The sequence below is a fragment of the Streptomyces sp. NBC_00234 genome (assembly GCF_036195325.1).
In the GTDB taxonomy this organism is placed as follows: Bacteria; Actinomycetota; Actinomycetes; order Streptomycetales; family Streptomycetaceae; genus Streptomyces.
The window spans coordinates 861135-878013 of record NZ_CP108101.1 but is presented as its reverse complement, the minus strand read 5'-3'; the positions used below and the strand labels follow the sequence as shown (position 1 = coordinate 878013).

Annotated in this window: 14 protein-coding genes; 11 read left to right on the top strand and 3 right to left on the bottom strand. The window is 70.8% G+C overall.

Features of this window, described 5'->3' with window-relative positions; all coding sequences use genetic code 11:
- Positions 1–331 precede the first annotated feature (331 nt).
- The 7 genes from OG230_RS03545 to OG230_RS03515 all read left to right on the top strand — a co-directional run bounded on the left by OG230_RS03545 (position 332) and on the right by OG230_RS03515 (position 8810).
- Complete coding sequence (locus tag OG230_RS03545) at positions 332–1390, top strand: 3-keto-5-aminohexanoate cleavage protein (RefSeq protein ID WP_328908650.1); 1059 nt, start codon at positions 332–334, stop codon at positions 1388–1390.
- An 85-nt stretch (positions 1391–1475) separates the two neighbouring features.
- Positions 1476–2447, top strand: a complete 972-nt coding sequence (locus tag OG230_RS03540; RefSeq protein WP_328908649.1) for a quinone oxidoreductase family protein — start codon at positions 1476–1478, stop codon at positions 2445–2447.
- A 67-nt stretch (positions 2448–2514) separates the two neighbouring features.
- Entirely contained in the window at positions 2515–3432 is a 918-nt protein-coding gene (locus tag OG230_RS03535; protein ID WP_328908648.1) for a TauD/TfdA dioxygenase family protein, read from the top strand.
- A 29-nt stretch (positions 3433–3461) separates the two neighbouring features.
- Positions 3462–4796: an MFS transporter gene (locus tag OG230_RS03530; RefSeq protein ID WP_328908647.1), complete on the top strand. Its 1335-nt coding sequence runs from the start codon at positions 3462–3464 to the stop codon at positions 4794–4796.
- Positions 4793–5377 carry an RBBP9/YdeN family alpha/beta hydrolase gene (locus OG230_RS03525; RefSeq protein WP_328908646.1) on the top strand — a complete coding sequence of 195 codons (585 nt, stop codon included), beginning with the start codon at positions 4793–4795 and terminating at the stop codon, positions 5375–5377. The genes OG230_RS03530 and OG230_RS03525 overlap by 4 nt, the downstream gene beginning before the upstream one ends.
- Positions 5378–5451: 74 nt before the next feature.
- On the top strand, positions 5452–7443 hold the full coding sequence (locus tag OG230_RS03520; RefSeq protein ID WP_328908645.1) for an acetoacetate--CoA ligase: 1992 nt from the start codon (positions 5452–5454) through the stop codon (positions 7441–7443).
- Between the two features lie 254 nt (positions 7444–7697).
- Complete coding sequence (locus OG230_RS03515; RefSeq protein ID WP_443051486.1) at positions 7698–8810, top strand: ABC transporter substrate-binding protein; 1113 nt, start codon at positions 7698–7700, stop codon at positions 8808–8810.
- 36 nt (positions 8811–8846) lie between these two features.
- On the opposite strand, the gene OG230_RS03510 is transcribed toward OG230_RS03515, so the two are convergent.
- Complete coding sequence (locus tag OG230_RS03510; RefSeq protein WP_328908644.1) at positions 8847–9749, bottom strand: DUF3626 domain-containing protein; 903 nt, start codon at positions 9747–9749, stop codon at positions 8847–8849.
- Between the two features lie 192 nt (positions 9750–9941).
- On the opposite strand from OG230_RS03510, the gene OG230_RS03505 reads away from it, so the two are divergent.
- Positions 9942–11240 carry a TerD family protein gene (locus OG230_RS03505; RefSeq protein WP_328908643.1) on the top strand — a complete coding sequence of 433 codons (1299 nt, stop codon included), beginning with the start codon at positions 9942–9944 and terminating at the stop codon, positions 11238–11240.
- A gap of 16 nt (positions 11241–11256) precedes the next feature.
- On the opposite strand, the gene OG230_RS03500 is transcribed toward OG230_RS03505, so the two are convergent.
- Positions 11257–12438 carry a glycosyltransferase gene (locus tag OG230_RS03500; protein WP_328908642.1) on the bottom strand — a complete coding sequence of 394 codons (1182 nt, stop codon included), beginning with the start codon at positions 12436–12438 and terminating at the stop codon, positions 11257–11259.
- 58 nt (positions 12439–12496) lie between these two features.
- Between OG230_RS03500 and OG230_RS03495 the strand changes: the two genes are divergently transcribed.
- On the top strand, positions 12497–13282 hold the full coding sequence (locus tag OG230_RS03495; protein ID WP_328908641.1) for a glutamate racemase: 786 nt from the start codon (positions 12497–12499) through the stop codon (positions 13280–13282).
- A gap of 70 nt (positions 13283–13352) precedes the next feature.
- On the top strand, positions 13353–13919 hold the full coding sequence (locus tag OG230_RS03490) for a hypothetical protein (RefSeq protein WP_328908640.1): 567 nt from the start codon (positions 13353–13355) through the stop codon (positions 13917–13919).
- Between the two features lie 47 nt (positions 13920–13966).
- Here the strand turns inward: OG230_RS03490 and OG230_RS03485 are convergent, their stop codons facing one another.
- Positions 13967–15037, bottom strand: a complete 1071-nt coding sequence (locus OG230_RS03485) for an O-antigen ligase family protein (RefSeq protein ID WP_328908639.1) — start codon at positions 15035–15037, stop codon at positions 13967–13969.
- Positions 15038–15249: 212 nt separating this feature from the next.
- On the opposite strand from OG230_RS03485, the gene lnt reads away from it, so the two are divergent.
- Positions 15250–16878 carry an apolipoprotein N-acyltransferase gene (lnt, locus tag OG230_RS03480; protein WP_328908638.1) on the top strand — a complete coding sequence of 543 codons (1629 nt, stop codon included), beginning with the start codon at positions 15250–15252 and terminating at the stop codon, positions 16876–16878.
- The last annotated feature ends 1 nt before the right edge of the window (position 16879 follow it).

Below are 16879 nucleotides of genomic sequence, written 5' to 3'. Positions count from 1 at the left end.
GAGGCGGCCGGGCGCGAGCCCGGGCGTGTCCCCAAGCGTCAAGTCTTCTGTCACTTTCGGTCAAGCGCGTCCCGTAACCCGCCCTTAACGTGGGATTACCGCAAGGGACATGGTCGGCCCACGAGGACGAGCAGGAATCCCTGCCCGACGCCGCGTGATCCCTCCACACCGCCCGCTGATCGTATCCGAGCGATCGGCGACCCCGGGAATCCCTTCAGCGCCCTCGCCCCCGCATCTCGCCTGCCCTTCTGGCACCACGCCGCAGGCAGCGCCGCGGGCAGCGGGTGAACGCACCGACCGACAGAAGCCCGCCCCACAAAGGAGATGGACCATGCATTTCTTCGACGACTCCCTGTACCCGGAGAACCAGGAGAAGCTGGTCATCCAGGCCGCGCCCTACGGGCCGGAGTGGCTGCCCGGTGACGCCGACGACCTCCCGCTCACCATGGACGAGCATGTGCAGGCGGCCGTCGACTGCTACAACGCCGGCGCCACGGTGCTGCACATCCATGTACGCGAGCTGGACGGCCACGGCTCCAAGCGCCTCTCCATGTTCAACGAGCTGATGGCCCGGCTGCGCGAGGCCGTGCCGGACATGGTCCTGCAGATCGGCGGATCCATCTCCTTCGCCCCCGAGGACGAGGGCGGAGACGCCAAGTGGCTCAGCTACGACACCCGCCACATGCTGGCCGAGATCACCCCCAGGCCCGACCAGGTGACGATCGCGATCAACACCAACCAGATGAACATCGTCGAGCTCTTCGACGACGAGGACATCGAGGGCACCTCGATCGCCAAGCCGGCGTACTACAAGGCATACCGGGACATGGTGGTCGAGGCCGGGCCGGACTTCTATCTCGAACACCTCGAGCGGCTCCGGGCCAAGGACGTCCAGCCGCACTTCCAACTCGCCAACATGGCACAGCTGGAGACCGTGGAACGGCTGATCCGCAAGGGCATCTACAGCGGACCGCTGGTGCTGAACTACGTCGCCATCGGCGGTGGGTTCGCCGGTCGGCACCCCGCCGACCTGGTCGAGTTCATCCGCCGCGTCCCGGACGGCGCCGTGCTCACCATCGAGGCATCCATGCGCGCGGTGGCGCCGATGGGCGCGGTCGGCATCGCCCTCGGTGCGCACGTGCGGGTGGGCAACGAGGACAACCTGTGGCAGCGCAAGGGCGAGCGGATGTCGTCCGTCGAGCAGGTCGAGCAGATGGTCCGGATCGCCGATGCGCTGGGCCGTGAGGTCGCCACCGGGCAGGACGCCAAGCGGATCTACCGGATCGGCGAATGGTACGCGGACGCCGACGAGACCCTGGCGCGGCTCGGCATGGTGCCCAACCGCCGCCCCGGACAGCGCGGCTCCATGCTGCGCGACGCCACGAACTGACCCACCCCCCCCACGGGCGGCGGCCATTCCGCCGCCGCCCCGCACCACCCCACTCAGCCCTGCACACGAGCAAACGGAGCACGTCATGGCACATGCCATTCGCTTCCATGAAACCGGTGGCCCCGACGTCATGAGGTGGGAGGAGGTCACCACCGGCGAGCCGGGCCCGGGCGAGGTACGCATCCGGCACGTCGCCGTCGGACTCAATTTCGCCGACACCTACTTCCGCACCGGCCTGTACCCGGCTCCGCTGCCCGCGGGTCTCGGTGTGGAGGCATCGGGTGTGATCGAGGCCGTGGGCGAGGGCGTGACGGACGTCGCCGAGGGAGACCGGGTCACCTACACCGGCAGCCCCCTGGGCGCCTACAGCACGGAGCGGGTCATGCCCGCGGACTCACTGATCAAACTGCCGGACGGGATCAGCTGCGAGACCGCGGCGGCCATGACCATGCGCGGCCTCACCTCGGCCTATCTGCTGCGCCGCATCCACCCGCTGAAGTCCGGCGACACCGTACTGCTCCATGCGGCGGCGGGCGGCGTCGGCCTGATCCTCTCCCAGTGGGCGAAGCTGCTCGGCATCACCGTGATCGGGACGGTCTCCAGCGAGGAGAAGGCCGAGGTCGCCCGCGCCCACGGCTGCGATCACATCGTCTACTACAGGCGGGAGAACGTGGCCGAGCGGGTGCGCGAGATTACGGACGGCAAGGGCGTCCCGGTCGTCTTCGACAGCGTCGGCAAGGACACCGTCGCCGGATCCATGGCCTCCCTGCAGCGCCGCGGCCTGCTGGTGTGCTTCGGCACGGCCTCCGGGGTGCCGCCGCTCGACGCCATGCAACTGGCCATCCACGGCTCGCTGTTCGTGACGCGGCCGGCTCTGGCCGACTACATCGCCGAGCCGGCGGAGCGCGCCGCGCTGGCCGGTGAGCTGTTCGGACACGTCGAGTCCGGACGTATCAAGGTCGAGACCAACCAGCGGTACGCCCTTCCCGACGCGGCACAGGCCCATCGCGATCTCGAAGGAGGGCGCACCACGGGATCCTCCGTCTTCGTCGTCTGAGTACGCCGCATCCGAGCACCTCGCGTATCCCATGGCACGAATTCCACGACAACCAGGAGTGAGCACGATGCCCCAGACCATGCACCCGAGGGAAGGCGCGCCGGCTCCGGCGCGCACCGGCGGACGCCGTGCCTCGATCAGGGTTGAGCCGCTGACCTGCACCATCGGAGCCGAACTCTTCGGCGTGAACCTCGGCGAAGCCTCGCGTGACGACGACCTGTTCACGCAGATCAAGGAACTGCTGCTGCGGTACAAGGTCCTCTTCCTGCGCGACCAGGACATCTCCCGCGCCGAACACGTCGCCTTCGCGGCGCGCTTCGGTCCGCTGGAGGACCACCCGGTGGCCGGCAGCGACCCCGCCCACCCGGGCCTCGTCCGTATCTACAAGGACCTGGACAGCAAGCCCGAGCACTACGAGAACGCCCTGCACTGCGACGCGACCTGGCGCGCGGCCCCGCCCATGGGCGCGGTACTGCGCTGCGTGGAGACACCGGAGGTGGGCGGTGACACGATCTGGGTCAACATGGCCGAGGCGTACCGCAGGCTGCCCGAGCACATCAAGGCCCAGGTCGCGGGCCTGCGTGCGCGGCACAGCATCGAGGCGACCTTCGGCGCCGCGATGGCGGCGGAGCAACGCCACGAACTGAAGGCCCGTTTTCCGGACCCGGAGCACCCGGTGGTGCGCACCCATCCGGAGACCGGCGAGGAGATCCTCTTCGTCAACGCCTTCACCACGCACTTCGTCAACTACCACACGCCGGAGAACGTGCGCTTCGGCCAGGACTACGCGCCCGGCGCCGGCAACCTTCTGAACTACCTGATCAGCCAGGCGGCCGTCCCCGAGTACCAAGTGCGCTGGCGCTGGGAGAAGAACAGCGTCGCCATCTGGGACAACCGCTCCACCCAGCACTACGCCGTCCAGGACTACTGGCCCGCCGTCCGCAAGATGGAGCGCGCCGGGATCGTCGGCGACGCCACGTTCTGAGCCCTGACCAGAGACGAAAGGTGACGCCCATGAGACTTCAGACTGCCGGCACACCGGTGCCGGACACGTCGCCCGCCCCGCCGGCCGTGTCCCGTCGCTACGCCTGGCTGGTCTTCGCCCTGAGTTTCGGGCTGCTGTTGTCCGACTACATGTCGCGGCAGGTCCTCAACGCCGTCTTTCCCCTGCTGAAAGCTGAATGGCTGGTCTCCGACGCCAAGTTGGGCACGCTCAGCGGCGTCGTGGCCCTGATGGTCGGTGTGCTCACGTTTCCTCTGTCCTTGCTGGCCGACCGCTGGGGACGGGTCAGAATCCTCGTCCTCTCGGCGACAGCCTGGAGCCTGGCGACGCTGGGCTGCGCCATCGCCGCGAGCTACGGCCAGATGCTCCTCGGCAGGTTCATGGTCGGCGTCGGGGAGGCGGCGTACGGGAGTGTGGGCATCGCGGTGGTCCTGAGCGTGTTTCCTGTCGGCGTGCGGGCCACGCTCTCCGGGGCTTTCATCGCGGGAGGTTCGTTCGGATCCGTGCTGGGGGTGTCGATCGGCGGTGCCGTTGCCCAGGAGCTCGGCTGGCGTTGGGCCTTCGGCGTGATGGGACTCTTCGGGCTCGGGCTGGCCGCCGTCTACGGCTTCCTCATCACAGAGAAGAGACTGGGGTCGGCCTCGACGAAGCGGAACACGTCGATGTCCGGCGAACGTGCCCCCGTCCGAACCCAGTTGCCGCGGCTGTTCTCGTCGGTCTCCGTGGTCTGCGCGTACGTCGGCAGCGGGCTGCAGATGTTCATTGCCATGGCCCTGCTCGCCTGGATGCCCAGCTTCCTCAACCGGTACTACGACATGCCTCCTGGTGAAGCCGGCCTCGTCGCAGGGGTCTTCGCGCTGATCGGTGGCGCCGGCATGATCCTCTGCGGGATCGTCGCGGACCGCCTCAGCCGGAAGGCCGCAGCCCGGAAGTGGGCGGTGGCGATCGCGTGCAGTCTTGGGTCGCTCGTGCTGCTGATGGCGGGATTCCACCTGCCGGCCGGCCCGCTGCAACTCCTGCTGATCGGGGGCGGGACCCTGGTGGCCGCAGGCACCGCCGGACCGGCGGCCGCGATGGTCGCCAATCTGACCCCCGCCGCCATCGCGGCGACGGCCTTCGCCACGCTCACCCTGGCCAACAGCCTGCTCGGGCTCGCCCCCGGGCCCGCGGTGACGGGCATGCTCGCGGACCACCTGGGCCTCCTCGGCGCCCTGCGGCTGATCCCGCTCGTAGCCCTGGTGACCAGCGTGGTCTTCACGATCGGAATGTTCTCCTACGAGAGAGATCTGCGCCGCCTGGGGCTGCTCCCCGATCCGGCGCTCAAGAAGGCGGAGTTGCAGTCATGAGCCTCACCACGGAACCGACGGTCGTGATCGTCCCCGGACTGCGTGATCACGTGCCGGAGCACTGGCAGACCGTCCTGGCCGACAAGATCGCCGATGCCCGGACCCTCCCCCCGCTGGAGAAGGACAGACTGAGCTGCGACGCCCAGGTCGCCGCACTGGACGAGCTGGTGTCGGACATCTCCGGGCCGGTCGTCATCGTCGCCCACAGCGCCGGTGTAATGACGACTGTGCACTGGGCACAACGACACCGGCGTCCGGTCAGGGGAGCGCTGCTCGCGACGCCACCCGACTTCGAGACCACGATGCCGGAGGGCTATACCAGCCTGGAGACCCTGCGCGACAACGGCTGGACACCCGTGCCGCGGACCGCTCTGCCCTTCCGCAGCATCGTCGCGGCGAGTACGAACGATCCCCTGGCCGACGCCGGTCGCGTCGCCGGTCTCGCCCGGGCGTGGGGCAGCCGCCTCGTGGACCTCGGCCCGGTCGGCCACCTCAACCCTGCCTCCGGCTACGGCGCATGGCCCCGGGCGGAGGAGTTCATCCGCGAGCTCGGCCGGACCCCGGCCGACATGTCCGCCTGACCGACGCACCGGTCCCCACCGCACGGGTCATGGACGCGACGGCCCGAAACCGCACCCTGCCCCCGGAGGCGCTGATGAGCACCGATCCCGACCTGCTGTGGTCCCCGAGCCGCGCGACCGCCGAAAGCTCCAACACGGCCGCCTTCATGCGCCGGCTGAGCGAAACACGGGGACTGACCTTCTCCGACTACCCGGAGCTGTGGCGATGGAGCACCACCGACACATCTGCCTTCTGGTCCGCGATCTGGGAGTTCTACGGCCTCGATGCCGTCAGCGGCTACGACGAGGTGCTGGCTGACGCGTCGATGCCCGGAGCCACCTGGTTCACGGGAGCGCGGATGAACTTCGCCGAGCGGTGCTTCTCCCGCTCGACCGACGAGCGCCCGGCCCTGATCAGCGTCTCGGAAGACGGCGTTCCCGAGGAGACGTCGTGGCAGCAGCTCGGACGCGACGTCGCCGCTGTCGCCGCATCTCTGCGAGCGATGGGCGTGGGTCCTGGTGACCGCGTCGCCGGGTATCTCCCCAACACGTCGCACGCCGTGGTCGCGCTGCTGGCCAGTGCCGCTGTCGGCGCGGTGTGGACGGTGTGCTCGCCGGAATTCGGCACGCCCGGCGTGCTCGCTCGGCTGCGGCAGGCGGAGCCCACGGTGCTGGTGGCCGCGGACGGCTACTCCTACGGGGGCAAGGAGTTCGACCGGCGTCCGTCGGCCGCCGAGATCGTGGACGGACTGCCCACGGTCCGGCACCTGATCGCGGTCGACCACCTCTATGCGTCCGCCCCTCCCACCTCGTGGTGCCGGCGGCCCGAGGTGGTGCAGCACAACTGGTCCGCGCTGCTCGACAAGCGGGCGGAGCTCAGCTTCGCCGACGTCCCCTTCGACCACCCGCTGTGGATCCTGTGGTCGTCCGGCACCACGGGCGTACCGAAGGGCATGGTGCAGAGCCACGGCGGCATCGTCGTCGAGCTGCTCAAGGCTCTGGGCCTCGGCGTCGATCTGCGGAGCGACGACCGCTTCTTCTTCCAGACCTCCACCAGCTGGATGGTGTGGAACTTCATGGTCGGCGGCCTGCTGCACGGCGCCACGATCGTCCTGTACGACGGCAGCCCCACGTACCCCGACGTCAACGGCGTGTGGAAGGTGGCCGAGCAGACCCGGGCGACGATGGTCGGCGTGGGTGCGGCCTACCTGGTCGCTGCGGAGAAGGCGAATGCCCACCCGGCGGCCGAGACCGACCTGAGCGCTCTGCGGTCCGTGCTGCAGACCGGCTCGTCGCTTCCTGGCAGCACATGGCGTTGGGTCTACGACCGCCTCGCCCCCGATGCGTGGCTGCAGTCGATCTGCGGAGGAACCGACATCTGCTCGGTCCTCGCCGGGGGTTCCCCCCTGCTGCCGGTGCGCGTCGGCCGGATCCAGTGTCCCGCACTCGGCGTCTCCCTCGCCGCCTGGGACGCCTCCGGACAGCCACTGGTCGGAGAACAGGGGGAACTGGTGGTGACGGCGCCGCTGCCCTCGATGCCGCTGCACTTCGTCGACGACCCTGAGAACCTGCGCTATCTGGCGAGCTATTTCGACGTGTATCCCCAGGTGTGGCGGCACGGCGACTGGGTCACGATCGACCCCGACCTGTCGGTCGTGGTGGCCGGACGCTCGGATTCGACGCTCAACCGGATGGGCGTGCGGATGGGCTCCGCCGACATCTACGCCGTCGTCGAGCAACTCCCACAGATCGCGGACAGCCTGGTCATCGGCGCCGAACTGCCGGACGGCGGCTACTTCATGCCCCTCTTCGTCGTCGTAGCCGAAGGGGCAGCCTTCGACGCCACGCTCCGGACCACCATCGCGACGTTCATCAAGGACGAACTCTCGCCCCGGCACGTTCCGGATGCCATCATTCCGATCGCCGCCGTGCCCCGTACCCTGACCGGCAAGAAGCTGGAGGTCCCCGTCAAGCGCATCATCCAGGGGAACCGCGCCGCTGACGTGACCGCCGAGGGCACGGTCACCCACCCCGACGTGCTCGCCTGGTTCGAGGACTTCGCGACCACGCTCCCGACCGGCCGCTGAGACGGCCACGAGGACGCGGTCTCCGCCCAGGTGCAGCGCGTTGCGCTGTTCGACGAGCCGTTCCGTACGCCTCGGGTCCGCGCACCCGAACACATAATCAGTTGCCTGTCGGCGACGACGGTGGATGCAATATCCGGCGTGATCACGCAGGTGCGCCCGCCACGGCGAGACGAGACGGATGCGTTCCACCGGGTCCTGCTACTCGGCGATTCGGGCACCCTGCGACCGAATTGCCACAAGGGAGACGCCACCGCATGAGCACACCACCATCGGCTTCCGAAACGGATCGGACCGACGGATCACCCGTACGGATCGGCGCTCTCGTTCCGCTCAGCCGGCCCGGCTGGGCCGAGGCGGGCCGGCACCTGCTCGCCGGAATCGAGCTGGCCGTTCGCGACGTCAATGACGCCGGAGGGATCGTCGGAAGACCACTTGAGCTGGTGGTCCGGGACACCGCAGCCGATCCGCAGAGGGCCGCGGCGGCCGTGGACGAGTTGGCTCGCCTCGGGGTGGCCGCCTTGGCAGGGGAGTATCACAGTGTCGTCGCTCGCGCCGCTGCCGCCAGGGCCGACGCCCTCGGACTGCCGTTCCTCTGCTCGTCAGCTGTTCTCGACGCGCTCACCGAACAGCCGACGGATTGGGTCGCGCGCCTCGCCCCGCCGCAGTCCCGCGGCTGGCAGCTCTACGCGGACTTCCTCCTCGGCGCGGGCCACGACCGCATCGCCGTAGCTGCCCAGCCGAGTGTCTACTGGGCATCCGGGACGCGCATTCTGCGGGACCACCTCGCTCCACGGGGCGGCACCGTCGTCGAGCTCGATATGAGTGCGCTCACCCCCGCGGCCGTGTGCGACGAACTGGTCGGCAGTGGTGCGACAGCCCTCCTCCTCCTGGTCGGCCACCCGGACCCCGCCGTGCCGATCGTCGAGGCGGTCCGCCGCGACCAGCGCCTCGCCGGGATCATGATCGGTGCTCCGGCCGGGCAACCGGAGTTCGCCGCATGGGCGACGTTGCTGGGCGACGACGGCGCCGGCATCCCGTTCCTGCGCTACCTGCCCGAGCGCCTCGGCCCCCTCGGCGCACGAGTCGGGACGACCCTCCGCGAGCGGCTGGCCGAAGCACCCTCCTTCGTCGCCTTCGAGGGCTACGACACGGTCGCCGTCCTCGCCGACGTACTGCGTCGTCAGGGCGCGGACCGGGCGCGCATCGCCATGTCCTGGCCACGCGTTGTCGTCGAAGGCACCCGTGGGCAGATCCGGTTCTCCCGCATGCCGGGCATCAGCGTGTGGCAATGGGCCAGGACGCCCATCCAGGTCGTTGACCGAGATCCGGCGGAACCCGATCGCTTTCGGATCCTTCACGCCGGCTGAGAGAGCACCGAGGCCCGGCTCTCGGGCATCAGTCGCTCAATGAAGGCCATCGAGTACGACTCGCTCCTCCGGTTCCGTCCTCACCGATGCGTCGGCGGTCCTGCCTGGCGCCCCGAAGCGCGCCAGATAGTGCCACACCTTCTTGAGCGCCTGTGGATCGTAGTGGCCTGCACGTGCGGCGTTTCCGACGATGCGGGGATCGAGTACGCCGTCGACGGCAAGCCGAGTGCCCAGGTCGACGTACTCCTGACCTCGGTAGTCGGGGTGGCGGCGGAGTTCCTCGATCCCGAGGCGGAATCCGGGGTGCCACTCCACGGGGCAGCCGAGGCGCAGGGCCGCGACTTCGACGGCCGTGCCTCGATAGCAGGGGTCCAGGACCAGCGCCTCGACATGGTCCTTCGGCCGGACCGGTCCGTGGATCTGGGCCTCGATGTAGTCGTCGAGGTCGTCCTGGCTGTCGGCCAGGGCGATCTCGATGAGCCCCATGCGGTCCGCGACACCGAAATCCGAGGGTTGAAGGAAACTGTCCGGGTAGCAGAGCGTGGTCCGCGCCAGCGTCTGGGCAGTCAGCCGGAAGTGGGCGGAGCCGAACCGTGGCGCTGCGCCGACCGGCTTGTGGCGAAAGTTCAACGCCCCGTATACGGGCCGCAGTTGAGTAGGCGCCTCGTCGTACGCGCCGTTGAAGATCCGGCTCTCCCAGCGCCACCGGTCTCCGCCTGGACGCGCGGTCAGTCCGCCGTTGCTGGTCCCCGTGACGAACTGCGACCGGTAGACACCGTCCTCGGCCAGAGCATCCAGCATCGACGTGCCGTGCAGCATACGGTCCGGGTGGAAGTTGAGGGTCGTCCGCAGCACCGGGTCCACCGGAGGGCCCGACGCGAGTGACGCGACATGGCCAAGGGCCCGTTCCTGCGGTGTCCGAGATGCTCCGTCGCTCATCAGCGCAGTGTCCCCCAGGCCGATCGGCCCGTCATCGTCAAGGAGGACAACAGTCGTGACAAGGCCGCGAGTCGGATCGACGGCCTTCGGGCGGGGGCGGATCGCCCGGCCGGACCCGTCACGGTTGTGGGCTCCCCGGCACACCGGGGATTAGGTTGTCCCGGGAAACGCATTCGGGTAGCCGGACTCGCGATGGGGGCGAGCATGACCATGCTTAAAGGAACCAATGTTCCGGTGCCGGCTCAGGCCGTGCGGGTCGAATTGGGGTGGCACAAAACCCCGGGAGCACCGGACGTGGATGCCTCGGCACTTCTTCTCGCCTCCGGCAAGGTACGCAGCGACGCGGACTTCGTCTTCTACAACCAGCCGGCCCACGCATCGGGCGCGGTGCGTCACGAGGGCAAGGCGGCCGATGGCGACCGGGTCACGGACACCCTCGCCGTCGATTTCTCGCGTATCGAGCCCTCCATCGACCGCATCGTCGTCGCGGCCTCGGCGGACGGCGGGAACTTCGGCCGGGTGACGGGACTGTACGTACGGGTCGTGGACACGGCGAGCGGTGCGGAGACGGCCCGGTTCGAGAGCACCGACGCGACCGTCGAGACCGCGTTCATCCTGGGTGAGCTCTACCTGCGCCAGGGAGCCTGGAAGTTCCGGGCCGTCGGCCAGGGATACAGGACCGGGCTCGAAGGTCTTGCCACGGACTTCGGTATTTCCGTCGACGAACCACAGCAGGCGCAGCAGTCTCCCCGGCCCCAGACGTCACACAGGACCTTGAGTCCGACCCCGCCGGTCCCGATGGCACCGCCGCCCGTACCGGCCGCACCGCCGGTCACGCCCGCGACGCAGCCCGTGAGACTCACGAAGGTCACGCTCACCAAGGAGACGCCAACCGTCTCCCTGTCCAAACAGGGCGGCACCTCCGGCGCGCTCCGCGTGAACCTCAACTGGGAAGTGCGCAAACAGTTCAAGAGCTGGGGCGCCAAGCTCGGCCGAGCCGTCGCGATGCACGCCGACCTCGATCTCGATCTCTGCGCACTCTACGAACTCACCGACGGGAGCAAGGGAGTTGTCCAGGCGCTCGGAAACTCCTTCGGCTCCCTCAGCCGACCGCCCTACGTCCATCTCGACGGCGACGACCGTACGGGCGCCCTCTCCACCGGCGAGAACCTCACGGTCAACCTCGACCACAAGGACCGGCTGCGCCGCCTCCTGATCTTCGTCACCATCTACGAGGGAGCCCGGAGTTTCGCCGATCTCCATGCCACGGTCACCCTCCAGCCACAGCACGGCGCCGCCATCGACTTCTCCCTCGACGAGTGCACCGTGCCCTCGACCGTCTGCGCGCTCGCACTGATCACCAACAACGGGGGAGACCTCACCGTGCAGCGGGAGGCCCGCTATCTGGTCCCGCAGCGCGGAGTGAGCCCGCAGCGCACCATCGACGCCGCCTACGGCTGGGGAATGAACTGGACCCCGGGCCGCAAGTGAATCCGCGCCGCACGCGTCACCGGTCCGGTGCGGCCTCGGGACGGGCGTACGTACGCCCCTTCCAGGCCGCACCGCGCCCGCGGTGGTGCTGCACGGCCGAATCGACCGTCATCAGCAGATACAGCAGCGCGGTGACCGGCAGCAGCGGCGCGAGCCACAGCGACTGCCGGTAGTACGCCAGCATCGGCATGTACGTCCCCGCCATCACCGCCCACGCGGCACCGCCCGCCCACGCCGCCACGGCGTCTCCCGTCAGCAGCCCGGTCACCAGCGTGACGGGCGGTGCGAGATAGACGAGCGCGAGGCCCGGCACCGTCCCGGCGAGCAGCAGGGGACTGTGCCGCAACTGCGTGTACGCGCTCCGCGAGACCATCCGCCACAGATCCCCGAGCTTCGGATACGGGCGCACGCTGTCCACCCGCTCCGCCAGCCCCAGCCAGATCCGGCCGCCACTGCGCTGCACGGCACGCGCCAGCGACACGTCGTCGATCACGGCCTGCCGGATGGACTCGGGAATCCGCGCCCGCTCGGCCGCCTCCGTGCGCAGCAGCACACAGCCGCCCGCGGCGGCGGCCGTCCCCGAGCCGGCCCGGTTCACCCGCCGGAACGGATAGAGCTGTCCGAAGAAGTAGACGAACGCCGGCACGATCAGCCGTTCCCAGGTGCTGACCACCCGCAGCCGGGCCATCTGGGAGACCAGGTCGAAACCGGCCCCGGTACCCGCGGTCGCGGCGGCCACCAGCTCCCGCAGACTGTCCGGCTCATGGGCGATGTCCGCGTCCGTCAGCAGCAGGAACTCCGGCTTCCGGGCCTTGGCCAGCGTGATCCCGTGCCGCACGGCCCAGAGCTTGCCGGTCCAGCCCGCTTCCGGCTCACCCGGCGAGGAGACCGTGAGCGGCAGCCCTCCGTACCGTACGGACAGGGTGCGGGCGAGATCACCGGTGCCGTCCTTGCTGCAGTCGTCGACCAGGAAGATCTCGGCCTCGCCCGGATAATCCTGCGCGAGCAGTGACGGCAGGCTCACCGGCAGCATGTCGGCCTCGTCCCGGGCCGGGACGACGACGGCCACCGAGGGCCAGCGCACCGGGTCCGCACGCCGGGGAAGCCGCTGGTCGGTACGCCAGAAGAAGCCCTGGCCCAGCAGCAGCCACACCCACACGACCAGCGATCCCACGGCGATCCAGGCAACGGCGCTCATCCGCCGAAGTCTGCCCCACTTCTGCGGGGCCGCAAGGGGCGTCGACTATGGTGACCGGGTGAAGATCGCCCTGATGGACTCCGGAATCGGCCTGCTCCCGACGGCTGCGGCGGTGCGCCGGCTGCGGCCGGACGCCGATCTGGTGCTCTCCTCCGACCCGGACGGGATGCCCTGGGGACCGCGTACACCGCAGGACGTGACCGCGCACGCACTCGACGTCGCCCGCGCGGCGGCCGTCCACCGGCCGGACGCGCTGATCATCGCCTGCAACACGGCCTCCGTCCACGCGCTGCCCGCCCTCCGCGCCGAGCTGGAGCCCGCGCTGCCGGTCATCGGGACCGTGCCCGCCATCAAGCCGGCGGCCACGGGCGGCGGCCCCGTCGCCATCTGGGCGACCCCGGCGACCACCGGCAGCCCGTACCAGCGCGCACTCATCCGTGACTTCGCCGACTCCGTCGCCGTCACCGAGGTGCCCTGCCCCGGCCTCGCCGACGCCGTACAGCACGCTGACGAGCCGGGCATCGACCGGGCCATCGCCGCGGCGGCGGCCCTCACCCCGCCGGACGTCCGGACCGTCGTCCTGGGCTGCACCCACTACGAGCTGGTCGGCGAACGCATCCGCGCGGCCGTCCAGCAGACCGGGGGCGCCCCGGTCGCGCTGCACGGCTCGGCCGATGCCGTCGCCGCCCAGGCGCTGCGCCGTATCGGCGCCGGGACCGCTCCGTCGGCCCAACCGGCCGGCACGCTCGCCGTCATCCTCAGCGGACGCGCCGCCGACCTGCCGGAAGCCGCTCTGGCCTACGAGGAAGGGCGCCTGCTCAAGGCGCTCGCGCCCGTCCGCTGACGCGCAGAACCGCCTCGGGCCGGGCGCGAGGACCCTCCCCGGCGCACGGAATCTGAGTACGCTGCTTGGCATGAGGGACCACATCACCAAGGGCAGCCACGGTTCGAGCGAGGCCCCGTCCACGGTCTGGACCGGGCGCGCCACCAACCGTGGCCAGTGGCTGCTCGCAGCCGCGGGCGCGGGCTGCATGGCCCTCGGTATCGAGCTCGCCGTCGACTCGGCTTGGACCTCCGGCATCGCCCCTCTGCTGATGTCCGTGATCGGCTGCGTCGCCGCCGGACTGCTCATCCTGTTCGGGACCCTCGCCTTCGTCCATGTGGCGGTCAAGGTGGACGGGGACGCCCTGGAGGTGCGCTGCGGCCACATCGGCCTGCCACGCCGCCGCATCCTGCTGACCCATGTGGTGGGCGCGGAGTTCGCCCCCAAGGTCACCCCGCGCGAATGGGGCGGCTGGGGCTATCGCTGGCGCCCCGAGCAGGGCACGGCCGTGGTGGTGCGCCGGGGCGAGGGCCTGGTGCTGAGGCTCGGCGACGGCAGGACCTTCACCGTCACGGTGGACGACGCGGAGGCGGCGGTCCGGTTCATCCGCGACCGGCTGCACCTGCCGACGACGGGGCCCCGGCCCACGGAGGCCTGACGCAGGCAGGGCGGCGGGCGGCCACCCGGGACCGGCGCACAGGTGTCTCACGTCTCCGGCGGGGTACTTCCGGCCGGCTCACCCGGCAGCCCGGCGTCCTCGCCCACCGGGCGCCGCGCCGAGGCCAGTCCCGCCAGCAGCCCCGCTCCCGCCGTCACCGGTGTGAAGCTCAGAGCGTTGCCGACGACCGCCAGGGCCGCGAGGGCGGTGAGCGCCGCACCCGCCGTCAGGACGACGGCAGTGGTCCGCGGCGAACGCCACAGCACGTACAGCAGCCAGCCGTAGGCCGTCCCCAGCAGCCCGACGCCCACCACTCCCTGCTCGGCGGCCTGCTGGAAGGGGGCGGAGTGCGGCTTGCCGTCGGAGTGCAGGGACTCCCGGGCGGTGGGGCTCAGCTCCCCGAAGCGGTCCGGTCCCACACCGAGCAGCGGGTTCTCCTTCGCCAGCTCGATGGCGTCGTGCCAGAGCAGCACCCGGTTCCGGGTGAGCGGCCCCTCCAGCGAGACCGAGAGGCCCTTCGGCAACGCGTCCTCGGCCACCGCCCAGGACAGCCCCACCATGAGCCCGGCGACCAGCCCCAGCCCGGCGAGACCCAGCAGTCTGCGGCGCATCCGGCCGGCGGCCAGTGAGCAGAGCAGCACCCCCAGGGCCGCCATGAAGCCGAACACCGAGCCGAGGGTGAGCGCCGCGCACGCGGTGCCGAGAGCGAGCAGCCGCAGGGTGACGCGCAGCGAGGTCCGGCCCGCCGCGGCAGCCGCGCAGCAGGCCGAACCCGCGGCCAGTACGAGCAGGGCGGCGGCGGCCCCCGTGTGCCCCGGGGTGATGTCGGCCGCGGCCGTGGCGCCCGGCATCCCGTGGCGCGAGACCAGGGCCATGACCAGGGCGGCGAGCGCGGCGGCCGAGGCGGCGACGACCGGGAGGAGCGTCCCGCAGATCCGGCCGCAGGCGAAGCCGGCCGCGACCGCCAGCAGCGCGAGCAGTACGCCTTCCGGCCGGGTGTCGCGGCCCGCGGCACTGACCAGCGACCAGATCGCGCAGGCGGCGAGGATCACGGCTCCTGCCGCGTCGGAGGCGTTGCCGCGCTCGCTCGTGCCGTACCGGCCCACCGTTGCGGTCATCGTGTCGACCCCCCGACCTCGACCGTCCCGCCCACGACGGCCGGATCAGGCCGGTCGGCAGCGACTGGCGCACACGCTAACGGCCGACGGGCCGATGTGTGGGGGAAAGAGGCAGAAACGTTGAGGCATCATGCGCTTCCCGTCCGTCACCCGACCCGGCCGGGACGTCCCGGGCTCCGTCGCCCACAGCCCGCCGCCGTAGACTCCGCCAGGTGAGCGCCACCATCACCTCCGTAGACGAACCGCCGCCCGCCCCCGCGTCCCGCGGCAGAAAGCTGTGGCCGCGGCTCGCCCGCCCGGCCGCCGCAGCACTCTCCGGTGCGCTGCTGTACGCGAGCTTCCCGCCGCGCCCCCTGTGGTGGCTGGTTCTGCCCGGTTTCGCCCTCCTCGGCTGGGTCCTCTTCGGACGCAGGCTGCGGGCGGCGTTCGGGCTCGGTCTCCTCGCGGGCCTCGGCTTCATGCTGCCGCTCCTGCACTGGACCGGGGAGGAGGTCGGCCCCGTACCGTGGCTGGCGCTGGCCGCCGCCGAAGCGCTCTTCATCGCGGTGGGCTGCGTCGGGATCAGCGCGGTCAGCCGGCTCGCCTACTGGCCGGTCTGGGCCGCCGCCGTCTGGACACTGGACGAAGCGCTCCGGGCCCGGGTGCCGTTCGGCGGCTTCCCCTGGGGGAAGATCGCCTTCGGCCAGGCGGAGAGCGTGTTCCTGCCGCTCGCGGCCCTGGGCGGCACCCCGCTGCTCTCCTTCGCCGTCGTGCTGTGCGGCTTCGGGCTCTTCGAGGCGGTACGCCGCTTCCGCCAGTACCGCGCCACCGGCACCGTCCCCCGGGCCGCGGTCGCCGCGGCGGCCGTGACCGTCGCCGTACCCGTGGCGGCGGCCTTCGCCGCCCTGCCCCTCGTCGACGCCTCGGCGGAGGAGGGCACCGCGACCGTCGCCGCGATCCAGGGCAACGTGCCGCGTCTCGGCCTCGACTTCAACGCCCAGCGCCGCGCGGTCCTGGACAACCACGCCCGCCGCACGGAACAGCTCGCGCGGGAGGTGAAGGCGGGCAAGGTGCCCCAGCCCGACTTCGTCCTGTGGCCGGAGAACTCCTCCGACCTGGACCCGTACCGCAACCCCGACGCCCGGATCGTGATCGACGACGCCGTCAGGGCCATCGGCGTCCCCACGGTCATCGGCGCCGTCGTCTCTCCCGAAGAGGGGCCCCTGCGCAACACCCTCATCCAGTGGGACCCGGCCGACGGCCCCGTCGCCACGTACGACAAGCGCCACATCCAGCCGTTCGGCGAGTACATGCCGATGCGCTCGTTCGTCCGCATCTTCAGCAAGGACGTCGACCGGGTGCAGCGGGACTTCGGACCCGGCAAGACGGTCGGTGTGTTCGACCTGGCGGGTACGAAGGTCGGGCTCGTCACCTGTTACGAGGCCGCGTTCGACGACGCGGTGCGCGACACCGTCAAGCACGGCGGCCGGCTCATCGCCGTACCGAGCAACAACGCGACCTTCGGGCGCAGCGAGATGACGTACCAGCAACTGGCCATGAGCCAGGTGCGCGCGGTCGAACACGGGCGGTCCGTCGTCGTCCCCGTCACCAGCGGCGTCAGCGCCGTGATCCGGCCGGACGGGACGATCGTGCAGAAGACGGAGATGTTCACCCCGGCCGCCCTCGTCGACGAGGTGCCGCTGCGGTCCTCGCTGACCCCCGCGACCCGGATGGGCCCGCTGCCCGAGGGCGTCCTCGCGCTGATCGCCGTGGCCGGCCTCGGCTGGGTGACGGTCCGGGGCGTGCGCGCCCGCAGGCTGCGAGGATCCACCGGCCCCGTGGCCGGTGGTACGGACACGTAGG